At 72.1% G+C, this 22050-nt stretch carries 20 protein-coding genes and 1 pseudogene; 9 read left to right on the forward strand and 12 right to left on the reverse strand.

The genetic code is table 11. The features are described 5' to 3' along the window. Positions 1–42: 42 nt before the first annotated feature. Positions 43–393, forward strand: a pseudogene (locus tag F8271_RS05280) (amylo-alpha-1,6-glucosidase); the annotation flags it as partial. A 7-nt stretch (positions 394–400) separates the two neighbouring features. On the opposite strand, the gene F8271_RS05285 reads toward F8271_RS05280, so the two are convergent. After that, the gene (locus F8271_RS05285) at positions 401–1258 is read right to left on the reverse strand and encodes a hypothetical protein (RefSeq protein ID WP_151488517.1); all 858 of its coding nucleotides are present in this window, start codon (positions 1256–1258) and stop codon (positions 401–403) included. 76 nt (positions 1259–1334) lie between these two features. Further along, the gene (locus F8271_RS05290) at positions 1335–1892 is read right to left on the reverse strand and encodes a winged helix-turn-helix domain-containing protein (RefSeq protein WP_151488518.1); all 558 of its coding nucleotides are present in this window, start codon (positions 1890–1892) and stop codon (positions 1335–1337) included. Positions 1893–2040: 148 nt separating this feature from the next. On the opposite strand from F8271_RS05290, the gene F8271_RS05295 reads away from it, so the two are divergent. After that, entirely contained in the window at positions 2041–6414 is a 4374-nt protein-coding gene (locus tag F8271_RS05295; RefSeq protein WP_151488519.1) for a S8 family serine peptidase, read from the forward strand. 68 nt (positions 6415–6482) lie between these two features. Here F8271_RS05295 and F8271_RS05300 read toward each other — a convergent pair whose 3' ends face one another. From F8271_RS05300 to F8271_RS05315, 5 genes are all read right to left on the reverse strand, one after another. After that, positions 6483–6803 (reverse strand): DUF1416 domain-containing protein, encoded by a 321-nt coding sequence (locus F8271_RS05300; RefSeq protein ID WP_151488520.1) that lies wholly within the window; start codon positions 6801–6803, stop codon positions 6483–6485. A 6-nt stretch (positions 6804–6809) separates the two neighbouring features. Further along, on the reverse strand, positions 6810–7658 hold the full coding sequence (locus F8271_RS05305) for a sulfurtransferase (protein ID WP_151488521.1): 849 nt from the start codon (positions 7656–7658) through the stop codon (positions 6810–6812). 208 nt (positions 7659–7866) lie between these two features. Next, on the reverse strand, positions 7867–7944 hold the full coding sequence (locus tag F8271_RS34090) for an Ms5788A family Cys-rich leader peptide (RefSeq protein WP_310503780.1): 78 nt from the start codon (positions 7942–7944) through the stop codon (positions 7867–7869). A gap of 108 nt (positions 7945–8052) precedes the next feature. Next, a complete protein-coding gene (locus F8271_RS05310; protein WP_151488522.1) occupies positions 8053–8841 on the reverse strand; it encodes a DUF2993 domain-containing protein in 789 nt (262 codons plus the stop codon). A gap of 105 nt (positions 8842–8946) precedes the next feature. Beyond that, complete coding sequence (locus F8271_RS05315; RefSeq protein ID WP_151488523.1) at positions 8947–10002, reverse strand: hypothetical protein; 1056 nt, start codon at positions 10000–10002, stop codon at positions 8947–8949. Between the two features lie 242 nt (positions 10003–10244). Between F8271_RS05315 and F8271_RS05320 the strand changes: the two genes are divergently transcribed. The 7 genes from F8271_RS05320 (at position 10245) to pstB (ending at position 17665) form a co-directional block, all read left to right on the forward strand. Then, positions 10245–10964, forward strand: a complete 720-nt coding sequence (locus F8271_RS05320; protein WP_192580148.1) for a response regulator transcription factor — start codon at positions 10245–10247, stop codon at positions 10962–10964. A gap of 154 nt (positions 10965–11118) precedes the next feature. Continuing rightward, the gene (locus F8271_RS05325) at positions 11119–11988 is read left to right on the forward strand and encodes a polysaccharide deacetylase family protein (protein ID WP_151488525.1); all 870 of its coding nucleotides are present in this window, start codon (positions 11119–11121) and stop codon (positions 11986–11988) included. Positions 11989–12326: 338 nt separating this feature from the next. Next, complete coding sequence (mshD, locus tag F8271_RS05330; RefSeq protein ID WP_151488526.1) at positions 12327–13253, forward strand: mycothiol synthase; 927 nt, start codon at positions 12327–12329, stop codon at positions 13251–13253. Between the two features lie 292 nt (positions 13254–13545). Then, entirely contained in the window at positions 13546–14655 is a 1110-nt protein-coding gene (gene pstS, locus F8271_RS05335; RefSeq protein WP_151488527.1) for a phosphate ABC transporter substrate-binding protein PstS, read from the forward strand. 39 nt (positions 14656–14694) lie between these two features. After that, a complete protein-coding gene (pstC, locus tag F8271_RS05340) occupies positions 14695–15786 on the forward strand; it encodes a phosphate ABC transporter permease subunit PstC (protein ID WP_151488528.1) in 1092 nt (363 codons plus the stop codon). Next, on the forward strand, positions 15783–16871 hold the full coding sequence (gene pstA, locus F8271_RS05345; RefSeq protein ID WP_151488529.1) for a phosphate ABC transporter permease PstA: 1089 nt from the start codon (positions 15783–15785) through the stop codon (positions 16869–16871). The genes pstC and pstA overlap by 4 nt, the downstream gene beginning before the upstream one ends. Positions 16872–16888: 17 nt before the next feature. Continuing rightward, complete coding sequence (pstB, locus tag F8271_RS05350; protein WP_151488544.1) at positions 16889–17665, forward strand: phosphate ABC transporter ATP-binding protein PstB; 777 nt, start codon at positions 16889–16891, stop codon at positions 17663–17665. A 203-nt stretch (positions 17666–17868) separates the two neighbouring features. Here pstB and F8271_RS05355 read toward each other — a convergent pair whose 3' ends face one another. The 5 genes from F8271_RS05355 to F8271_RS05375 are packed head-to-tail and all read right to left on the reverse strand — an operon-like array spanning position 17869 to position 22048. Next, positions 17869–18702, reverse strand: a complete 834-nt coding sequence (locus F8271_RS05355; RefSeq protein ID WP_151488530.1) for an NUDIX domain-containing protein — start codon at positions 18700–18702, stop codon at positions 17869–17871. Positions 18703–18715: 13 nt separating this feature from the next. Continuing rightward, complete coding sequence (locus tag F8271_RS05360; RefSeq protein ID WP_151488531.1) at positions 18716–19471, reverse strand: ABC transporter ATP-binding protein; 756 nt, start codon at positions 19469–19471, stop codon at positions 18716–18718. Beyond that, entirely contained in the window at positions 19468–20274 is an 807-nt protein-coding gene (locus F8271_RS05365; RefSeq protein ID WP_151488532.1) for an ABC transporter ATP-binding protein, read from the reverse strand. Before F8271_RS05365 ends, F8271_RS05360 begins: the two co-directional genes overlap by 4 nt. After that, the gene (locus F8271_RS05370) at positions 20271–21086 is read right to left on the reverse strand and encodes an ABC transporter permease (protein WP_151488533.1); all 816 of its coding nucleotides are present in this window, start codon (positions 21084–21086) and stop codon (positions 20271–20273) included. The genes F8271_RS05365 and F8271_RS05370 overlap by 4 nt, the downstream gene beginning before the upstream one ends. Then, entirely contained in the window at positions 21083–22048 is a 966-nt protein-coding gene (locus F8271_RS05375; RefSeq protein ID WP_151488534.1) for an ABC transporter permease, read from the reverse strand. The genes F8271_RS05370 and F8271_RS05375 overlap by 4 nt, the downstream gene beginning before the upstream one ends. Positions 22049–22050 lie beyond the last annotated feature (2 nt).

Genomic DNA, 22050 nt, shown 5'->3' on the forward strand with positions numbered 1-22050 from the left:
AGTTGTTCGACCGGCTGATCGTCGGGGAGGCCCAGGCGGTCGCGGCGGTACGGATTCCGGGAGGAGGCCGGGCTGATCTGCGACGCGATGCTGGCCGCGTCCCGCTACTTCGACGGGCGGCTGCCGGAGGCGTTCGCCGGGTACGCCCGCACCCTCACCGAATACCCGGTGGAGTATCCGACGGCGTGCAGCCCGCAGGCCTGGTCGGCGGGCACCCCGTTGCTGCTGCTGCGGGTGATGCTGGGGTTGGAGCCGCAGGGCGAGCACCTGATCATCGATCCGGCGGTGCCGTCGGGCATGGGTCGGATCGAGCTGCTGGACATTCCGGGTCGCTGGGGCCGGGTCGACGCGCTGGGGCGCAGCCGTGGTCCGCAGGACGGGCGGGACGGCTGAGCCCGGATCAGTCGGGGCAGCCGACGGTGGCCGTCAGCCGGGACGCGTCCGGGGTGAGGTCGGCCAGCACGTTGACCGTCCCGGCGCGGTACGCGTACACCGGGGGGTTGTCCAGCAGTGGGATGCCGCCGGCCAGCGGGGCGAGCGCGGCCGCCGGGGTGGCCGGGCCGGCGGCGGAGCGTGCGGTTCGGGCCAGCGCGCCACCCGGGCAGGGCGCGGTGATCAGCTCCGGCGCGGCCTCGGCCGGCCGGTCGAGTGCGCGCAGCGCGGCGGTCAGGGCGGCGACGGCACCGGCGTCACCGGTGGCCGGCGGTGCGGTGTAACCCGCGCCGACCGGCCGGCAGCCGGTGTCGACGGTCAGCCGGATCCGGCCGTCCCCGGTCGGTCGACCCTGCACGGCGACGAACTCCCCGGCGTCGGCCCGCAGCTCCGGGCCGTTCAGACCGGAACCGACCCCGGCCCGCCAGCTCGCCGGCAGTCGCTCGGCGAGCCCGGCCAGTACGGACCGTTCGGTGCCGTCGAGTGCGAGGACACCTACCTCACGGCGCAGCCGGGCACCGTCGGCGAACGGGGTGACCCGGCAGCCCGCCGCGATACGCGCCGGGCCGAGCTCCAGCAGTCCGGCCGCGCCGGCCGCCCGGGCCAGCTCGCCGACCGCGCGGTCGACCACCGGGCCGGCCTGGTCCAGGCTGCGCTGCTCCCGCACGGTGGGCGGATCGTGGCGGACCGACGTCCAGGTGAGCGCGGCCAGCAGCACGGCCCAGAGCACGGTCGCGACCAGCAGCCAGCGCCGCCGACGCCGTGCGGGTGCCGGCGCGGCGGGACCGGTCGACGGAACCCACCCCGTCCGCACAGCACCGCTCACCCGGCCATGGTGTCACGGGCGGTCCTCCGGCCCGGCGGCGGAGGCGGCGGTCGGGAACCGGTCGGCGGGCCTGCGGTCAGGTCGGTCGGGGCGGCGGGTCGAGCCGGTAGCCGACGCCCCGCACGGTGTGCACCCTCGGCCCACCCGGCAGGCTCCGCAGCTTGTGCCGCAGTCGCCTGATCGCGGAGTGCAGGATCGCGCCGTCGCCCGGGTACGTGCCGCTCCACACGGAAGCGAAGAGCTGTTCGTAGCTCCACACCACCAGCGGCGGCCCGATCAGACGGGCCAGCAACTCCCGTTCGGTGCGGGTGAGCGGGAGCGGGTCACCACACCAGGTGACCAGGTCCGCGGCGCGGTCGACGACCAGCTCACCCCAGCTGACCGGCCCCTGCGGCACCACCGGCGGGACGATCGTCGCGGCGGGCGGGGCCGGGTGGCCGGGCGGGGCTGCGGGGAACAGCAGCGTGCGCAGCTCGGTCAGGTCGGCGCAGCTCACCACCGGGCCGACACCGCCGAGTTGGCGGACCACCCGCTCCCGCACCGAGACGTCCGCGCTGACGCAGACGACGATCGGGACCTCTGCTCCGGAGACGCCGCCTCCACCCGGAAATTCCACCCGTTGATAGTGGCGCATGCCGATGGATTTCGGGGTCCACGCTCGGCTTGGGATCGCGTTTCGTCACTGACCATGCACCGACCGGCGTTAACCATTCAGCACCGGGTCGACGCGCGGTGCGCGCACGGGTCCCGAACCGTCGGGATTCCTGACGTGGGGAGGAAGAGTGTTCCGAGCATCAGCCACAAGGACCGCCCTCTGGCGGGCGGCACTGGCGTGCACCGCGGTCGGGCTGGGCGTCACCGCCCAACCCGTGGTCGCCGCCCGTCCCCAACCGGCGCCCGCCCGAGCCAGCGTGGACCAACGCCTGCTCAGTCAGCTCGGCGCGACGGGCAGCGGAAGTTTCCTGGTCTACCTGCGGGACACCGCACCGGTGGCGCGAACCACCAGGCTGCGCGACCCCGACGACCGGGCCCGGGAGGTGCACCGGCTGCTCACCACGACCGCCGAACGCACCCAGCAGGGGCTGCGCTCGCTGCTGGCGGCCCGCAAGGCGCCGCACACCGCCTACTGGATCGCCAACGCCGTACGGGTGACCGGCGACCGGGCGCTGGCCGACGAGATCGCCAAGCGACCCGAGGTGGCCCGGATCGAACCCAGCCGCAGCTACCCGCTGGTGCGTCCGAAGCCGACCGCCGGCAGCCGTGCCAGTGCCGCCGGCGCCGAGTGGGGCCTCAGCAACATCAACGCGCCGCAGGTGTGGAACGAGTTCGGCGACCGCGGCGAGGGCGTGGTGGTCGCCAACATCGACAGCGGCGTCCAGTACGACCACCCGGCGCTGGTCGGGGCGTACCGGGGGAATCTTGGCGGCGGCTCCGTCGACCACAATCACAACTGGTACGACCCGGCCCACGTCTGCCCGAACGCCGCGCCCTGCGACAACAACAGCCACGGCACCCACACGATGGGGACGATGGTCGGCGACGACGGCGCCGGCAACCAGATCGGCGTCGCCCCCGGCGCGAAATGGATCGCCGCGAAGGGTTGCGAGGACACCGACTGCTCGGACGCCTCGCTGCTCGCCGCCGGTCAGTGGGTGCTGGCCCCGACCGACCTGAACGGGCAGAACCCCCGCCCGGACCTGCGCCCCGACGTCGTGAACAACTCCTGGGGAGGCGCCGGCGGCGACCCGTGGTTCCAGCAGACCATCGCGGCCTGGCGGGCGGCCGGGATGTTCCCGGTCTTCTCCTCCGGCAACGACGGCCCGGACTGCGGCAGCGCCAGCTCCCCCGGCGACAACGCCGACGCGTACGCCGTCGGCTCGTACGACGTGCAGAACGCCATCTCGGACTTCTCCGGCCGGGGCGACGCCACCGACCCGCACGCCTACAAGCCGAACGTCGCCGCCCCCGGCAGTGACGTGCGCTCCAGTGTCCCCGGCAACGCCTACGCCGCCTTCAGCGGCACCTCGATGGCCGCCCCGCACGTCTCCGGCACGGTCGCGCTCGTCTGGTCGGCGGCACCGACCCTCAAGGGGGACATCGCCGCCACCGAGGAGCTGCTGGACCGGACCGCCCGCGACGTCGACGCCACCACCTGCGGGGGCACCGCCGCCGACAACAACGTCTTCGGCGAGGGCCGGCTGGACGCGTACGAGGCGGTGCGGTCCGCGCCGCGTGGGCCGGCCGGACGGGTCGTCGGAACAGTGACGGCGGCCGGCGAACCGGTCGCGGGCGCGACCGTCGGCGACGGCACCCGCAGCGTCACCACCGGCGCGGACGGCCGGTACACGCTCGCCGTGCCGGCCGGCGAGACCACCGTCACCGTCGACGCCTACGGGTACGCCCGGCAGTCGGCCACCGTCACCGTCACCGAGGGCGGCACGGTCACCCACGACTTCGCCCTGGTGGCGAGCCCGTTGGTCACCGTGCGCGGTCGAGTCACCGACGGTTCGGGACACGGCTGGCCGCTGTACGCCCGCATCGACGTCGAGGGGCGACCCGGCGCACCGATCTTCACCGACCCGACCACCGGGCGGTACTCGCTCACCGTCGCGGGCAACGCCACCTACCGGCTCACCGTGGCCGCCCGATACCCCGGCTACCGCACCCTCACCCGGGAGGTGGTGGCCGGCACAGGGCCGGTGACGGCGGACATCGCGGTGCCGGTCGAGCCGGCCTGCACGGCAGCCGGTTACAGCGGCAGCTTCGCCACTCCTCTGCTGAACGAAGGCTTCGACGCAGCCGGTACGCCGGCCGGCTGGACGGTGCGCGACCGCACCGGCGACGGCGGCTGGACCTTCACCGACCCCGGGGAACGGGGCAACCTCACCGGCGGCAGCGGCACCTTCGCGATCGTCGACAGCGACCGGCTCGGCTCCGACAGCACCCAGGACACCAACCTGATCAGCCCCACGGTCGACCTGAGCGCGGCACCGGCACCGGTGCTGCGCTTCCGCAGCGACCGGCGGGCGGTCGGCGTCACCGACACGGCCGACGTGGACGTCTCCACCGACGGCGGTGCCAACTGGACCACCGTCTGGCACCAGACCGACAGCCGGCGCGGGCCACGGACCGAGGAGGTGCCCCTGGACCCGGCCGCCGGCGCCGACCGCGTCCAGGTCCGGTTCCGCTTCCAGGGCACGTACGCCTGGTGGTGGGAGGTGGACGACGTACAGCTCGTCAACCGTGACTGCGCGCCGACACCCGGAGGGCTGCTGCTCGGCGTGACCACCGACCGCAACACCCGCGCCCCGCTCAACGGCGTCACCGTCGCCAGCGTCGAACGGCCGCAGGACCGAGGGGTCTCCGCGGCCACACCGGAGGACCCGACCCTGTCGGACGGCTTCTACTGGCTATTCTCCGGCCTGACCGGGGCACACCGGTTCACCGCCGGCCGATCCCCGTACCGGACGGTGACGAGGACGGCGACCATCGCGGCGGACGGCGCCCGCCGGGCGGACCTCGCGCTGGCCGCCGGCCGACTCACCGTCACCACGACCGACATCGAGTCGTACCAGCGCTACGGCCGTACCCGGAGCACGAAGCTGACCGTACGCAACACCGGCACCGCGCCGGCCACCGTCAACCTGGTCGAGCGCAACGGACGGTTCGACCTGCTGTCCCGGGCCGGTGCGCCGCTGCGGGAACAGAAGATGAAGGGAATCAGCAAGGCCCGCACCGGCACCGCGTACGGCGGGGCGGGCACCGACGTCGCGCCACACGCCCAGGACGCCTGGGCCGGGATCGCCGACCTGCCGGCGGCGGTCTTCGACAACGCGGCGGCCAACCTGGACGGCACGGTCTACTCGGTGGGCGGTGGCGGCGGCTCCGGCCTGGAGCGCAAAGCCTGGCGGTACGACCCCGCGACCGACGCCTGGACCACGCTGCCCGACCTGCCGAGCGCCCGGTCCAAGCCGGTCGCGGCGGCGGTGGGCGGGAAGCTGTACGTACTGGGCGGCTGGGGCGCAGACGACCTCACGGTCGCCTCGGTGGACGTGTTCGACCCGGGCGCCGGCACCTGGAGCACGGTGGCCGGGGCGACCAACCCGTTCCCGGCAGCCGCGGCCGGGCAGGCCGTGGTCGGAGGGAAGGTCTACCTGGTCGGCGGATGCCTCGACAACGACTGCACCGACTCCGACCGGCTGGTCGTGTTCGACCCGGCGACCGGCACGTTCCGCACCGGCGCGGCCTACCCGCACCCGGTCGCCTGGCTCTCCTGCGGCGGAATCGGCAGCGCCGTGTACTGCGCCGGCGGCACCAGCAGCACCGAACACACCGACGCCTACCGGTACGACCCGGCGGCCGACACCTGGAGTCCCCTGCCGGACCTGCCGATCGACCTGTGGGGCTCCCAGTACACGGCCGCCGGCGGCCTGCTGGTCCTGAGTGGCGGGGTCACCGCGGCGTCGACCGCGGTGACCAACCGGACCATCGCGTACGACCCGGCGGAAGGACGCTGGCGCGACCTGCCCAACGTCCAGTTCGGACGGTTTCGGGGCGCCGCCGCCTGCGGCGCGTACAAGATCGGTGGTTCGCCCTCGCCGTTCGTGGGGTCGGCGGACAGCGAGCGGCTGGACGGCCTCGACCTGTGCGCCAACGAGGCGGACCTGCCCTGGCTGTCCATCGCGCCGAGCGGCTTCACCCTGGCACCGGGGAGGTCCCGGGCGGTCACCGTCACGCTGAGCGCCACCGCGGCGGCCGGCGTCCTCCAACCGGGCACCTACTCCGGTGAGCTGGCCATCGCCTCGGACACGCCGTACCCGGTGCCCACCGTGGCGGTCACGATGACCGTGTCACCGCCGGCGAACTGGGGCCGGGTTCAGGGCACCATCACCGGTGTGACCTGCGGCGGGGCGACCGTCGGAGTGCCCGCCACGGTGAGGGTGAACCCGAGGGGCAGGGCCACCGGCCACACCCTGACCGCGGACGCCCGGGGCAGGTACGCCTGGTGGCTGCCGAAAGGCCGCTACGACGTCGTCGTGGCCCGGGACAGCTGGGCGCCCCAGGTGCGACGCACCCGGATCGCGGCGGGCCTCGTGACCACCGTCGACGTCACCCTCGACCCGGTCTCGTGCGGCACGAAAGCCACCGGCATCTGAACCATCCGGAGACGACCGGGGCCGGTCACCCGCGCGGGTGACCGGCCCCGGTCGATCAGAGCAGTGGGTCAGGCGACGGTGACGGACACCTCGTTGATGCCCCGGCCCGCGGTGACGGCGGTGTCGCCGTTGCCGTGCCGGGACAGCGCCCGCAGGGTCCAGGAACCCGGCGCGGCGAAGAACCGGAACTGACCGGCGGCCGAGGTGACCACCTCGGCCGTGAACTCACCCGTCGAGTCGAGCAGCCGGACGTACGCGCCCGGCACGGCCTCATCCGCCGCCGAGCGGACGATGCCGGTGATCACGGTTTCCTTCTCCAGGTCCAGGCTGGCCGGCAGCGGGGCGGCCTGGTCGGGTGCGGCGCAACCCGCGGCGGTGGGAGCAGTCATGACGGATCAGGCCTCCCCGGGCTCGTCGCCGAGCGCGACCGGCACGCCGACCAGCGAGCCGTACTCGGTCCACGAACCGTCGTAGTTCTTGACGTTGCGGTGGCCCAACAGCTCCTGGAGGACGAACCAGGTGTGCGAGGAGCGCTCACCGATCCGGCAGTACGCGATGGTCTCCTTGCCGTCGTCGAGCCCCGCGTCCCCGTAGATCTTGCGCAGCTCGTCGTCGGACCGGAAGGTGCCGTCCTCGTTCGCCGCCTTGGACCACGGCACGCTGATCGCGGTGGGGATGTGGCCGGCCCGCTGCGCCTGCTCCTGCGGCAGGTGGGCGGGGGCGAGCAGTCGACCGGCGAACTCGTCGGGGCTGCGCACGTCCACCAGGTTCTTGGTGCCGATCGCGGCGACGACCTCGTCGCGGAAGGCCCGGATGGACGTGTCCGGCTCCTGCGCGACGTACTGCGTCGCCAGGCGGGTCACCGAGTCGGTGACCAGCGGACGGGCGTCCAGCTCCCACTTCTTGCGACCGCCGTCGAGCAGCTTCACGTCGCCGTGGCCGTAGAGCTTGAAGTACCAGTAGGCGTACGCGGCGAACCAGTTGTTGTTGCCGCCGTACAGGATGACGGTGTCGTCGTTGCTGATGCCCCGCTCGGAGAGCAGCGCCTCGAACTGACTCTTGTTGACGAAGTCCCGGCGGACCTGGTCCTGGAGGTCGTTCTTCCAGTCGATCTTGATGGCGCCGGCGATGTGGCCGGTGTCGTAGGCCGACGTATCCTCGTCGACCTCGACGAAGACGACGCCCGGGGCGTCGAGGTTCTTCTCGGCCCACTCGGCCGAGACGAGTGCGGTGTCGCGACTCATCGAATCACTCCCTGGTGAGGATGGATGGTGAGCCAACGCGCGAGTATCGATGGGTGGTTCTGTCGCACCACGCGCGGGACCCAGCGGAAGGACGGGATCACGGGTTCGTGCGACGGCGCCGCTGCCGGGCGTTCGATGGGATACCGGAGGGGTACGAGAACCCCGCGTGCCGGTGGCCGCCGTCAGGCGGCCGAGGACAGCCCCGCCGTCAGATGACGGGGCGACACAGGCAGGTGGCCACGCGGCACAGGTCGACCGCGCGCCGTTTGGTGAGGTGAGTCCCCATGGTGACGGAGCCTACCAGCCTGTGACCGGGCTGCCACCGAGCCGACCACCATCCGGGAATCGGGCGGGCCGCCGGCCGGATTCGACGTCCCACCGGCGGCCCGAGCGGTCAGCTGACCGAGTTGATCGGCACGTTCTTCGCGTCGGCGGTGACCGCCAGCCCCTCGGGCAACGGACGGACCTCCCGCACGGCGAGCTGGAACGGCAGGTCGGGCAGCGGCACGTCGACGGAGATGCCCTTGGCGTAGTTGTTCAGCAGGGTGCGGGCCAGCGGCAGGTTCGGCAGGCCATCGGCGTCCAGGTTGTTGAAACGCAGGGCGACGGCGCCGCTCTTGGCGACGGTGACGTCGGCGGTGCCGGCGACGGTGAACTTCTGGCCGAGGATGTCGACCGGAGCGGTGACGGCGAGCTTGCCGCCCTGCTCCGCGAGGGTGAGCCCGGGCCGGTCCAGCAACGCGGCGAGGCTGTCGTAGCTGATCGTGCCGGTGCCGTTGACGGTGTCCGCGACCACGTCACCCTGCCCGGAACGAAGAGTGTCCAGGGAGGCCCGCACGTTGCGCGCGTCGACGTCCAGCACCGGCAGTCGTACGGCTTCACCCTCGACCGAGGCCTGCACGTCCCGCAGCTTGATGGAGATCCGCTCGTACCGGCCGTCGATCACCTGCGTGAGGAACGGCGTCCCGCCGACCTGCACCTCGGGAGCCGCGGACTGCGCGCCCTGCTTGGTGATCTCCTGGCTGACCCGGTCGGCGATCGCCCGCTCGGCCACCCCGACCGCCACCCGGTCGGCTACCACCAGCAGCCCGGCCACCACCAGAAGCAGGATGACGAGACCGATGAGCAGTTTGCGACCGCGCCGCCGAGGCCGGGTTTCGTCCGCCGGATAGTCCTGGGCCACGCCGCCTCCTGTCTTCGCCCGCCGCGGAGCGACGGGGCGTTCGTACCGGTGCCGCAGAGCGGCGCACCCGTAGGTACCCGACCGGCTCCGGGCTCAACCGTGGGCTCAGAGGAAGAGCATGCACATGGCGTACGCGGCCGGCGCGGCCAGGGCGAAGCCGCCCAGCGGACCCTGCATGTGCCGGGCGACCCACATGGTGGGCGGTTCGCCGGCCATCAGTCGCCCCGCCTCCGCGTACCCGACGGCGAGGTCGGAGAGCACGGCGGTGACCGCCGCGACCAGGCCGATCACCGCGGCCCGGGTCGGCGTGAAGGGTGCCACCAGGTAGCTGCCGAGAAGCGCGCTGATCAGCGTGCCGACCATGGCGCCCACGACGACGCCGGCGGCGCCCCGGGGCACCTGCGGGGCCAGTCGGGGCCAGGGCAGCACGGCGTCGGTGAGCCGGGCGACGGTCAAGGCGACCCCGCTCGCGGTCAGGCAGACCGTGATCGCCTGAGTGCCGGCCGGGATGCGGCTGAGCACGATCAGGGTGCCGAAGGCCACCACCCCGACGACGATGAGCAGCGTGGCGCCGAGCGAGTCGGTGACCCGGACCCGGTCGACCCGGCGGACCAGTTGACCGAGCACCGCCGCGAGGAAACCACCGGCGGCCAGGTAGCCCAGCGGAGCCAGGCCGGCGATGTCGGTCTGCACGGCGGCGATGTCGGCGAGCGCGGCGACCACGGCGCTGATCCCGCCGACCAGCAGCAGGGCGGGCGGGCGCATGGCCATCGTCCAGGCGAGCACGAACAACAGCTGGACGCCGAAGATGATGAAGGCGAACGGCAACCGGTGGCCCGGGCCCGACGTCTGCGCGCCGAGCACCAGACCAACACCGAGCAGCGCGGCGAATCCGGCGATGATCAGCGCCAGTGGGCGGCGCACCTCCACCGGGGGTACGACCTCCTCCTCCGGCTCGTCGATCTCGTCCTCGGAGCGACGGGCGGGCTCGCCGGAGCGGCGGGCACGGCGCGGACCACCCCGCTCACGACGTTCGCCGTCGACGACGGCCGGACCGGTGCGCGGCGCGGGCGGTTGGCCACGGGTCGGGGCGGCCGGGCCCGGACGGGGCCCGTCGGGCCACGTTTCGCGGCCGGCGTCCGGCGAGGTGGAGGGAAACACGCCCCGATCGTGCCAGACCCACCCGCCGATGCGGCGGTCAAGGGTTTCGGCAACGTTAAAAACTGTGCCACGATCAGGGGCAAGCTAGACAAACGGGAAGTGGCCTGAGGGCGCAGCCGGGGCGATCGGTTACGCTCAACGCGTTACCCGCCCGTCAGCGACGCCGGGACCACGCAATTTCTCAGCGCACTCCCCTCACGAGTGTGTCTGGTCGCGTGCGGCCATGCGCCGCCGGGACGGAGGTGATCGTGGAGATCCTGCTGCTGGTGACCGCACGCGCAGGGGAACCGTCCGCTGTGCTGCCGGCACTCGACCTGCTGCCGCATTCGGTCCGCACCGCACCACGCGACGTCCGCACCCTGGTCGCCGGGCCCAGCCCCGACGCGGTGCTGGTGGACGCGCGGTCGGAGCTGAGCGAGGCACGGGCGACCTGCCGGATGCTGCACGCGACCGGGCTCGGGGTGCCGCTCGTCGCGGTGGTGACCGAGGCCGGCCTGATCGCGTTGAACGCCGACTGGGGCGTCGACGACGTCATCCTCGCCTCGGCCGGGCCGGCCGAGGTGGAGGCGCGGCTGCGGCTGGCGGTGGGCCGGCTGAGCAACGCGACCGCCGGTGCCGGCGGTTCCATCCGGGCCGGCGAGCTGAACATCGACCCGGACACGTACGCCGCCAAGCTGAAGGGGCGCCCGCTCGACCTCACCTACAAGGAGTTCGAGCTGTTGAAGTTCCTGGCACAGCACCCGGGTCGGGTGTTCACCCGGGACCAGCTGCTGCGTGAGGTCTGGGGCTACGACTACTTCGGTGGCACCCGCACCGTCGACGTGCACGTGCGGCGGCTGCGCGCCAAGCTCGGCTCGGAGTACGAGTCGATGATCGGCACGGTCCGCCAGGTGGGCTACAAGTTCGTCGTCCCGCCGTCGCGGTCGCTGCCCGAGGCGGAGCACGCGCCGCTGCCCGTCTGACCGGTCCTCCCGTCCGGGGAATTCCCCATATGCCCCTTTTGCGCATCTCGTCGGTTCTATTCTGACTGCCGGGTTTGTTAGCGGAAGGGGCGACGGTGCGCACAGAAACCACGGGGGCGACGGGCCGGCCTGTCCGGTCGGCGGAGCGGAAGCCGTGACGCGGGGCAACCCGACCGTCCGGGCGGCCGGAATCGTGGTGTTGGTGGTGACGGCGCTGCTCGGCTCGGCATACCTGCTGGGCCGCAGCCTCGTCCCCGACCAACCCCAACGGCAGGCCACCGGGGTGAACACCAACGCCGAGGGGCCGTACTACGCCGATCAGCCCACCGGGGACGGGCCGAGCGGGTCACCCACCGCCAGTGCCAGTGCCAGCCCCACCGAGGCCGGCCAGGACGGGACGGGACGGGACTCCACGGGCGGCCAACTGTTCGGGGCGCACACCAGCACCGGCACACCCCGCCTGGCGTTGACCTTCGACGACGGTCCCGATCCGCGCTACACCCCGCAGGTGCTCGCCATGCTGCGCGAGTTCGACGTCAAGGCGACCTTCTGTGTCGTGGGCGAGAACGCCCAGGCCCACCCCGACCTGATCCAGGCGATCGTGGACGGCGGGCACAGCCTGTGCAACCACTCGTGGCACCACGACGTCACCCTGGGCAACCGCTCGGCGGACGTGATCCGCGCCGACCTGCTGCGCACCAACGAGGCGATCCGGGCGGCGGTGCCGGACGCGCCGATCGTCTGGTACCGGCAGCCGGGCGGCGCCTGGACCTACCCCGTGGTGTCGGTGGCGCAGCAGCTCGGCATGACCCCGCTGCACTGGTCGGTGGACCCGTCGGACTGGGAGGTCCCCGGCGCGACCAAGATCGCCGCGACGGTGGTCAGCCAGGCCGAACCGGGCTCGGTGGTGCTGCTGCACGACGCCGGTGGAAATCGCCAGGGCACCGTGGACGCGCTGCGCCGGATCCTGCCCGACCTGACCGCGCGGTTCGAGCTGGAGGCGCTGCCGACCGACCCGACGTGAGGCCGGCGCTGGCGAAGGCCGCGGGTCCGGAGGGTGGGGATGGTTGGTGCGCAGCCCTTGGAGTTGATGTGGTGAACGAATCAGCCCCGCCAGGACGGCGTTTCCGGGACCGGGACCGGGCGTGAGGCCGCGGACACCAGTGGGACCGCACCATCGGGCCGGTGAAATCCCGGCACCAGCAGGACAGCACGACCGGGCCCGGTGATGCATCAAACGCATCAACTCCAAAGGCGTTGACCAACACCTCGCCGGCGCCGGCTGCTGGCCTCCTCGACGCCGACCGTCCTTAACTCGGCGACCCGGCGGGTGTCACGAGACGCAGCGGATACGGTGACGGGATGAGCAGCGCGGAGCCGACCAGCGACCAGGTGACCCGGAGCGACCGACTGGCCCCGGCGGACGTCACCGATGTGCTGGCTCTGGCCCGTTGCTCGGGCGACACCGACGGCGCGGACCCGCTCGACGAGCACGTCCTGCTCCGGCTGCGCGACCCCGACGCCCCGGCCGTGCACCTGATCGCCCGTGCCGACGACGGCACCCTCACCGGATACGCGCACCTGGACACCACCGACCCGGTCGGCGGGATCGGGGTCGAGCTGGCCGTGCACCCCGCGTACCGGCGGCGGGGCACCGGCCGGGCGCTGGCTCGGGGCGTACTCGCCTCGGCCACCGGGCCACTGCGGGCGTGGGCGCACGGCGACCACCCCTCGGCCGCCGCGCTCGCCGTCGACCTCGGGTTCACCCGTGCCCGGGTGCTCTGGCAGCTGCGTCGGCCACTGGCCGCCCCGCTGGGTGAGCCGCGCCTGCCCGACGGGGTGACGCTGCGCGCGTTCCGACCCGGGGCGGACGATGCGGCCTGGCTGACCCTCAACTCGCGCGCCTTCGCCGAGCATCCCGAACAGGGGCGCTGGACCGCGGACGACCTGCGGGTACGCCGCGCCGAGCCGTGGTTCGACCCGGCCGGCTTCCTACTCGCCGAGGAGACCTCGACCGGCCGGTTGCTCGGCTTCCACTGGACCAAGGTGCACGAGCGGCCCGGGTCGGCCCGCATCGGCGAGGTGTACGTACTGGGCGTGGAGCCGACCGCGCACGGCGGCGGGCTCGGCCGGGCGTTGACCACCGCGGGGCTCGCGTATCTGCGGGACAAGCGGGGCCTGGACCGGGTGATGCTCTACGTGGACGACTCGAACACCGGGGCGGTCGCGCTCTACGAGCGGCTGGGCTTCGCCCGCTGGTCCGCGCACATCAACTACCACCTCGGCTGACGGTCGGGCACCGGGGACAGCCGAGTAACCGGCGGATCACGGCCGCGCATCGGCGGGATAACGCCGTACCGGAAATATGACCATACTTCCGACAGGCGCACCCGGGTTCACTTAACGGACAACTCGCCCTCAGTAAGCGGTCACCTCGATGGCCGCACGTGTTCACCTTGCGTTCACTTGCGACCGGCGAACCGGCTACCTGGCACTTCTAACTTTCGTGTCAGCCGGTCAGTGCCGGTCCTCGGGCCCCGGGATCGGGGCGCCAAGTCAGACGCGAAGGGAAACCCCTCAGGTGAAGCTCCAGCGGTACGGCACTATTGCCTGCCTCGCTCTTGCCGCGACGCTCGGCCTCAGTGCATGCGGCTCGGACAACAACGAGCCCACCCCCGGCGCCAGCGCCTCGGGCTCGGCCGCCGCGGTCGACTGCGGTACCGGCACGGTCAACGCCCAGGGCTCGTCGGCCCAGAAGAACGCCATGGCCGAATGGATCAAGGCGTACCAGCAGAAGTGCCAGGGCACCACGATCAACTACGAGGGCACCGGGTCGGGCGCCGGCATCCAGGCGTTCATCGCCGGGACCGCCGACTTCGCCGGCTCGGACTCCGCGCTCAAGCCGGAGGAGCAGCCGCAGGCCGACGCCAAGTGCGCCGGTGGCAAGGCCCTCAACCTCCCGATGGTGATCGGCCCGGTCGCGGTCGTCTACAACGCCGGCAGCGGCGTGGACAACCTCCAGTTCAAGCCGGCCACCCTGGCGATGATCTTCGCCGGCAAGGTCACCAAGTGGGACGACGCGGCGATCAAGGCCGACAACCCGGACGCCAAGCTCCCGTCGGCCCCGATCCAGGCCGTGCACCGCTCCGACGAGTCGGGCACCACCGACAACTTCACCAAGTACCTGTCGAAGACCGCCGAGGCGGACTGGACCTTCGGTAACGCCAAGGCGTGGAAGGCCCCGGGTGGCGTCGGCGCCGCCAAGTCCGACGGCGTGGCCAGCAAGGTCAAGAGCACGGTGGGCACGATCAGCTACGTCGAGTGGTCGTACGCCGAGAACTCCAGCCTGAACCTGGCCAAGGTGCAGAACGGCGCCGGCGAGTGGGCCGCGCTGACCGCCGAGTCGGCCGGCAAGACCATCGCCGGGGCGAAGATCGAGGGCCAGGGCGACGACCTCAAGCTGTCGATCGACTACAACACCAAGGAGGCCGGGGCCTACCCGATCGTCCTGGCGACGTACGAGATCGTCTGCAGCAAGGGCCTCGCGGCCGACAAGCTGAAGCTGGTCAAGGGTCTGCTGGGCTACGCCGCCAGCGCCGAGGGCCAGACCTCGCTGACCGAGCTGGGCTATGCCCCGCTGCCGGAGACGGTCCGCACCAAGGTCGAGACCGCGGTCAAGAACCTCTCCTGATCCGACCCCACCACCTCAGCAACGGAATCGAGCGAGCAGATGGGTGAAACCCCTCACCGCTCGGCCGACGCCGGCACCGGCGGGACGCGCGTGACCCAGAGTCACGAGTGGCCCGCCGGTGCCTCGGCGCGTGTGGCCGAGGCACCAGTCAGCGCGCGTACCCCCGGTGGCAACGGGCTGGGAGGCGGCGGCGCGCTGCCGAGAAACCGGAAGTTCGGCGCCGAGCGGGCCTTCCACGGCCTCACCCTGGCCGCCGGCGCGATGGTGCTGGTCATCATCGTGGCCATCGCGGCCTTCCTGATCGCGAAGGCGATCCCGGCCCTCCGTGCCAACACAGCGAACTTCTGGACCTTCGAGGGCTGGTTCCCGAACGACAACCCGCCCACGTTCGGCATCGGCGCGCTCGCCTTCGGCACCGTTCTCAGCGCCGCCCTGGCTCTGCTGATGGCCGTGCCGGTAGCCATGGGCATCGCGCTGTACCTGTCCCACTACGCGCCCCGGCGTCTCGGCAACAGCCTCGGCTTCCTGATCGACCTGCTGGCCGCCGTGCCCAGCGTGGTGTTCGGCCTGTGGGGTCGCGACTACCTGATCGGCCCGGTCACCGACCTCTCGGGCTGGCTGAACAAGTACTTCAGCTGGATCCCGATCTTCGGGGGCGAGGGCCCGTACGGCAACTCGATCCTGCTCGGTTCCCTCGTGCTAGCGATCATGGTGCTGCCGATCATCACCTCGCTGACCCGCGAGGTGTTCCTCCAGACGCCGACGGCCAACGAGGAGGCGGCCATCGCGCTGGGCGCCACCCGGTGGGAGATGCTGCGTACCGCGGTGCTGCCGTACGGCCGCCCGGGCATCATCGCCGCGGTGATGCTCGGCCTGGGTCGGGCGCTGGGTGAGACCATCGCGCTGGCGCTGACCCTCGGATCCACGTACGCCATCTCGTTCAACGTGTTGGAGAGCGGCGGCAACACCATCGCCGCCAACATCGCCAACCGGTTCGCCGAGGCGAACGACACCGGCCGCGGCGCGCTGATCGCCTCCGGTCTGGTGCTGTTCGCGATCACGCTGGTCGTCAACATCATCGCGCGGGCGATCATCTACCGCCGCCGGGAGTTCACGGAGTCCGCCGCATGAGCACCACGGTCACCTCACATCGCCCCCGGCCGCCGGCACAGCCGGAGACGCTGCGGGCTCGGCGGCTGCCCGCGTACGCCGCACCGGCCGTCGCCGTGGCAGCCCTGGCGCTCTCCGCGGTCATCGTCTACGGCGCCGGCATCGGCGGCCCGGTCCTTGTCATCGTCCTCGGCGCGGTGCTCTACCTGGTCGGGCTCTTCGCGGCGTCCAACGCCGTCGAGGGCCGCCGGTCGGCCCGCAACCGCACCTGGAGCGCGCTGATCCACTCCGCATTCGTGCTCGCCGTGGTGCCGCTCGCCTCGGTGGTCTGGACGCTTGTCAGCAAGGGCACCGAGCGGCTGGACGGCAACTTCTTCCAGACCTCGATGAACAACATCGGGGCTCGCGACCCGAACGGCGGCGCGTACCACGCGATCGTCGGCACGCTGGAGCAGGTCGGCATCGCCACCCTGATCACCGTGCCGCTCGGCATCCTCTGCGCGATCTACATCGTCGAGTACGGCCGGGGCCGGTTCGCCTTCGCGATCCGGTTCTTCGTGGACGTCATGACCGGCATCCCGTCGATCGTCACCGGCCTGTTCGTGCTGGCGTTCTGGGTGCTGATCGTGTCGCCGTGGTTCAACGACGGCCGGCCGGGCTTCTCCGGCTTCGCCGCCGCGCTCGCGCTCAGTGTGCTGATGCTGCCCACCATCGTCCGGTCCACCGAGGAGATGCTCCGCCTCGTTCCGCCGCCCCTGCGCGAGGGCGCCTACGCGCTCGGCGTACCCAAGTGGAAGACCATCCTGCGGGTGGTCCTGCCCACGGCGCTGCCCGGCATCGTCACCGGCGTCATGCTCTCCATCGCCCGCGCGGCCGGCGAGACGGCCCCGGTGCTGCTGGTCGCCGGCGGCGGCGCCGCGATCAACTTCAACCCCTTCGAGAACAACCAGTCGTCGCTGGCCCTCTACGTCTACCAGCAGGCCGGCGAGGCCTCGAAGTACTCGCCGGCACGGGCGTGGACCGCGGCACTCACCCTGGTCGCCCTCGTGCTCATCCTGACGATCGCGGCGAAGTTGCTGGCCCGTCGCAACAGGCTCAGCCGATGAACCCCGGAGGTACCACCATGGCCAAGCGCGTCGAAGCCTCGAACGTCACCGCGTACTACGGCGGTTTCAAGGCGATCGAGAACATCAACCTGACCGTCGAGCCGAAGACGGTCACCGCCCTGATCGGCCCGTCCGGTTGCGGCAAGTCCACGTTCCTGCGGTCGATCAACCGGATGCACGAGGTGCTGCCGGGTGCCCGGGTCGAGGGCAGCCTGACCATCGACGACCAGGACATCTACGACCGGGACGTGGACGTCACCGCGGTCCGCCGCATGATCGGCATGGTGTTCCAGCGGCCGAACCCGTTCCCCACCATGAGCATCTTCGAGAACGTGGTGGCCGGGCTGAAGCTCAACGGCGTCCGGAAGAAGTCGATCCTGGACGAGGCCGCCGAGAAGGCGCTGCGCTCGGCCAACCTGTGGGACGAGGTCAAGGACCGGCTGGGCAAGCCCGGCGCGGGCCTCTCCGGTGGTCAGCAGCAGCGGCTCTGCATCGCCCGGACCATCGCGGTCGAGCCGCAGGTCGTGCTGATGGACGAGCCGTGCTCGGCCCTGGACCCGATCTCCACGCTGGCGATCGAGGACCTGATGTTCCAGCTCAAGGACAAGTTCACGATCATCATCGTGACGCACAACATGCAGCAGGCCGCGCGGGTGTCGGACCGGACCGCCTTCTTCTCGATCGAGAAGACCGGCGACCCGGGCCGGCTGATCGAGTACGACAACACCCAGAAGATCTTCAGCAACCCGAGCGTGAAGAAGACCGAGGACTACATCACCGGCCGCTTCGGCTGAGCCGCCGATCCCGGTCCGCGAGGGGCGTCGGTCGTCACGACCGGCGCCCCTTTTCGCGTGCCCGGGGTGTCCGGCCCGGGCCCAGCTCGGCCATGATCATGCTCGATCCATGATGTAGTGGTCTCACCGCAGCGTGAGGCCACTATTTCCATGTTCGGGCGCGATCTTTCCCCGAGCGGTACGCGCGCGTGGCCCGGCGCGTTTTAACCGAGGACGAAGCGGGGCTCGCCGTTCGGTGGGAGGTCCAGGCGGGGGGTGATCGGGGTGGCGGCGTCCCGGTCGGTCGCCGCGCGGGCCACGCCGGCCAGATCGCCGGCCGCCGCCACCTGGGCGAGGGTGACCAGGGTGGGCGGGAGCATGGTCAGCTCACCCGCCTCGGCGCGGGCCAGCGCGTCCGCCGGACGGATCCACAGGGTGTGGTCGGCCTCGCCGGAGACGTCGCGGGTCCGCTGTCCCGCCGGCAGCAGGGCCACGAAGAAGTACGTGTCGAAGCGGCGTGGCTCGAACTCGGGCGTGATCCACCGGCTCCAGGGCAGCAGCAGGTCCGACCGCAGGGTGAGCTGACGGTCGGCGAGCAGCGCCGCGAAGCCCAGCCGCCGCCCCTCCAGGTCCTGCCGGGCCACCTCCCAGTCGTCGCCGCTGACGTCACCCACCACGGCCGCCCGGTCCGGGCCGGCGAGCAGCACGCCCGCCTCCTCGAAGACCTCCCTGGCGGCGGCGCAGACCACCGCCTGGGCGGCGTCCGCGTCCACCCCGAGCCGGCCCGCCCACTCGATCGGCGTCGGCCCCGCCCACTCCAGATGTGCCTCCGAGTCGGAGGGGTCCACCCCGCCGCCGGGAAAGGCGTACATCCCACCGAAGGTCATCGCGGCGACGCGGCGGATGACGTACACCTCGAAGTCCGTGTCGGTCGGACGCAGCAGCAGCACCGTGGCCGCGACCCGCGGCACCGCCGGAGTGCCGCCCTCGGCCCGGAACCGGCGGGCGTGCTCGACCAGGGCGGCCGGGGCGGGAAAGCCGTCGCTGTCGATCGTCATGCCGCGAGCCTAGCTAGCTGGGCCTGGCCGGCAACCGGGGGACGCTGGCGAGCAGCCGACGCGTGTACGGATGGGCGGGGGAGCCAAGCACCGAGGCGGTGTCACCGTGCTCTACGACGCGGCCTCCGGAGAGCACCACCGTCTCGTGGCACAGCAGCGAGGCCACGGCGAGGTCGTGGGTCACCATGACCACCGTCAGGCCGCGGGTCTCACGCAGTTCGGCGAGCAGGTCGACGACGCGTACCCGGGTGGTGACGTCGAGCGCGCTGACCGGCTCGTCGGCGAGAAGCAGCCGCGGTTGGCACACGATGGCCCGCGCGATGGCGATGCGTTGGCGCTGCCCACCCGAGAACTCGTGCGGGTACCGTCCCACCACGTCCTCGGGCAGGCCGACCTCGCGCAGCGCGTCGGCCACCCGCTGCCCAGCGGCGTCCAGACCCAGCGACCGCAGTGGTTCGGAGACTATCCGCCCCACCCTCTGACGTGGGTCCAGCGACGAGTACGGGTCCTGGAAGACGGATTGCACGCCGCGCCGGAACCGCCGCGTCAGCGCCCGGTCGCGTGGCCGAAGCGGCTCTCCGTCGAAGCGGACCTCGCCGGTGGTGGGCCGCAGCAGCCCGAGCAGGATCCGCAGCAGCGTCGTCTTGCCGGCTCCGGACTCGCCGACCAGTGCGATGCCACGTCCGGCGGTGACACCAACGTTGACGCTGTCGAGTACCGCCCGCCCGCGGGGGTACGCGAAGCCGACCTCGCGTCCTTCCAGGATCATGGCTGCCTTACCTCCAGTGCCGCGTCCAGGTGCCGCGCACTCTCCAGAAGGGCGCGGGTGACCGGGTGGCGTGGCGCGGTGAGGATCTCCGTGACGGTGCCGGACTCGATGGCGGATCCCCGGTCGAGCACCAGGACACGTTCGGCGATCCGGGACACCACTGCCAGGTCGTGACTGATGAACAGCAGGGCCAAGCCTCGGTCGGCGACGAGACGGTCCAGCAGCGCGAGCACGTCGGCCTGGACGGTGACGTCCAGCGCGGTGGTGGGCTCGTCGGCGACCAACAGCGCGGGCCGGCACGCCACCGCAGCGGCGATGGCGGCGCGCTGGCGTTGCCCGCCCGAGACCTCGTGGGGATAGGCGCGTCCGATCCGGTGGTCGAGGCCGACGTCGGCGAGCGCGGAGAGGACGGCCGCGCGCAGCGCCGGCCCGCGTAGTCCCCGGGTACGGCGGACGGACGCTCCGATCTGGTCGCCGAGGCGCATGAGCGGGTCCAGGGCGGTCGACGGCTCCTGGAAGACCACCGTCGCCACCCGGCCGCGCAGCCGTCGGAGCGCGCTTTCGGACGCGCCGACGACCTGCACGGGCTCGCCTCCGGCCGGGTGGAACCGGATACTGCCGGAGACGCGCAGTCCTGCGGGAAGCAGTCCGAGCAGGGCCAGGGTCGTCAGCGACTTGCCGGATCCGGACTCGCCGATCACCCCCAACCGTCCGCCCGAGGGCAGTTCGAAGGAGATGTCGGAAACAAGAGGCGTGCCGTCCGCGGTGCAGATGGCGAGCCGGTCGACGGCGAGGAGACTCACGACGACCTCCGGGCCAGCGGGTCGGCTACCTCGCGCAGGCCGTCGGCGACGAGGTTGGCCCCGACCACGAGGACCACCAGCGCCAGTCCCGGCGCGACGAGCCCGGCCGGCGCGACGAGCACGGTGGACTGCGCCTCCTGGAGCATCCGGCCCCAGGACTGGTTCGGCGGCGGCGCACCCAACCCGAGGTAGGAGAGGCTCGCCTCGGCGAGCACCGCGAGGCCGAACTGCAACGCCAGGTTGACCGCCAGGGTTGGCCAGATGTTGGGCAGTACGTGCTCGGCGACCACGCGTGGCCAGGAGGTGCCCGAGACAAGCGACGCGGTCACGAAGTCCTGCGCCAGCACTCGTTTGACGAGGATCCGGGTCAGCCGGGCCACCACCGCGGACATCGCCAGTCCCAGCGCCAGGATCGCCGAGCCGAGCGACGCGCCGCGGGCCGCTACCACGAGCATGGCCAGCAGCAACGTCGGGAACGCGATGACGATGTCCAGCAGCGCGGCGAGGCCGTCGTCCAGCCAACGTTGGGCGAATCCGGCCGCGATCCCGACGAGGACTCCCAACGTACCGCCGACCACGACGGCGCCCAGCCCGGTCTCCAGCGCGATGCGGGCACCGACCATGAGCTGCGTCGCCAGGTCCCGGCCGAGTCGATCGGTACCCAGCAGGTGCGCGGCGGTGACCGGAGCGAGGCGGCCGCCCGAGGTGTCCGAGACTGGATAGGGAGTCCACAGTAGAGAGATCAGTGCGGCGGCGCAGGTGAGCCCCACGAGGATGCCACCGGCGACGAGGGAGCGGCGGTGACGGCTCATCGCGACCCCCCGGGCGAGGAGCCGCGAAGCCGCGGATCGATGAGGCGCTGGGCGAGGTCGGCCAGGAACCCGATGACGAGAACGGCGACCGTGCTGACGAAGAGGACACCCTGGACGACCGGGTAGTCGTGCTGCGTGATGCCCTTCACGAGCATGCTGCCGAGCCCGGGCAGCGCGAAGACGCTCTCCACCACCACCGCGCCGAGGAACGTGGTGGCGAGTTCGACGCCGAGGACGGACACCACGGGTCCGGCGGCGTTGCGCAGACCGTGCCGCCACATCGCCTCCGCGGACGAGGCGCCGAGCGCACGGGCCGTACGCAGGTAGTCGCTGCCGAGCACGTCGAGTGTGGCCGAGCGGACGTACCGGATCAGCGACGCGGACATCACGAGGGCGATCGTCAGCACCGGTAACGTCAGTGAGGTCAGCGCCGCGCCGGGATCGGCCCAGCCCGCGCGGGGAAAGCCGCCCGAGGGAAACACCCTCAGCCGCAGCGCGAAGACGAAGATCAGCAGCATGCCGACCCAGAACGCCGGCACCGCGATACCGAGCTGGGACAACGCGGAGAGTCCGGCGCCGTACCAGGTGCGGGACCAGCGCGCGCAGAGATAGCCGACCGGCACCGCGATGACGATCGCGAGCGCGAAGGCGAACAGGGTCAGCGGAAGTGTGACCACCAGCCGGTCGACGATTTCCGGGCCGACGGGCAGGGTGGATACGAACGAGCGCCCCAGGTCCAAGCGCGCGAGCTGCCCGAACCAGGTGACGAACTGCTCGGGCAGCGATCGGTCCGATCCGACCTGCCGCTGGGCAGCCTCGATCTGCTCCGGCGTCGCGTCTACCGTCAGCAGCGCGTTCGCCGGATCGCCGGGCAGCACCCGCAACAGCAGGAACAGCGCGACGCTGGCGAGTAGCAGCGAGGCGACCAGCAGGCCGCCCCGCCGCACCAGGTACCTGACCATGG

The organism is Micromonospora sp. ALFpr18c (assembly GCF_008868155.1).
Classification (GTDB): domain Bacteria; phylum Actinomycetota; class Actinomycetes; order Mycobacteriales; family Micromonosporaceae; genus Micromonospora.

Bases quoted from the DNA above. Each gene is read 5' to 3' on its own strand.
- F8271_RS05290 (WP_151488518.1), bottom strand. From the start codon at position 1,892: ATGCGCCACTATCAACGGGTGGAATTTCCGGGTGGAGGCGGCGTCTCC.
- F8271_RS05300 (WP_151488520.1), bottom strand. From the start codon at position 6,803: ATGACTGCTCCCACCGCCGCGGGTTGCGCCGCACCCGACCAGGCCGCC.
- F8271_RS05305 (WP_151488521.1), bottom strand. From the start codon at position 7,658: ATGAGTCGCGACACCGCACTCGTCTCGGCCGAGTGGGCCGAGAAGAAC.
- F8271_RS34090 (WP_310503780.1), bottom strand. From the start codon at position 7,944: ATGGGGACTCACCTCACCAAACGGCGCGCGGTCGACCTGTGCCGCGTG.
- mshD (WP_151488526.1), top strand. From the start codon at position 12,327: ATGAGCAGCGCGGAGCCGACCAGCGACCAGGTGACCCGGAGCGACCGA.
- pstC (WP_151488528.1), top strand. From the start codon at position 14,695: ATGGGTGAAACCCCTCACCGCTCGGCCGACGCCGGCACCGGCGGGACG.
- pstA (WP_151488529.1), top strand. From the start codon at position 15,783: ATGAGCACCACGGTCACCTCACATCGCCCCCGGCCGCCGGCACAGCCG.
- pstB (WP_151488544.1), top strand. From the start codon at position 16,889: ATGGCCAAGCGCGTCGAAGCCTCGAACGTCACCGCGTACTACGGCGGT.
- F8271_RS05355 (WP_151488530.1), bottom strand. From the start codon at position 18,702: ATGACGATCGACAGCGACGGCTTTCCCGCCCCGGCCGCCCTGGTCGAG.
- F8271_RS05360 (WP_151488531.1), bottom strand. From the start codon at position 19,471: ATGATCCTGGAAGGACGCGAGGTCGGCTTCGCGTACCCCCGCGGGCGG.
- F8271_RS05370 (WP_151488533.1), bottom strand. From the start codon at position 21,086: ATGAGCCGTCACCGCCGCTCCCTCGTCGCCGGTGGCATCCTCGTGGGG.
- F8271_RS05375 (WP_151488534.1), bottom strand. From the start codon at position 22,048: ATGGTCAGGTACCTGGTGCGGCGGGGCGGCCTGCTGGTCGCCTCGCTG.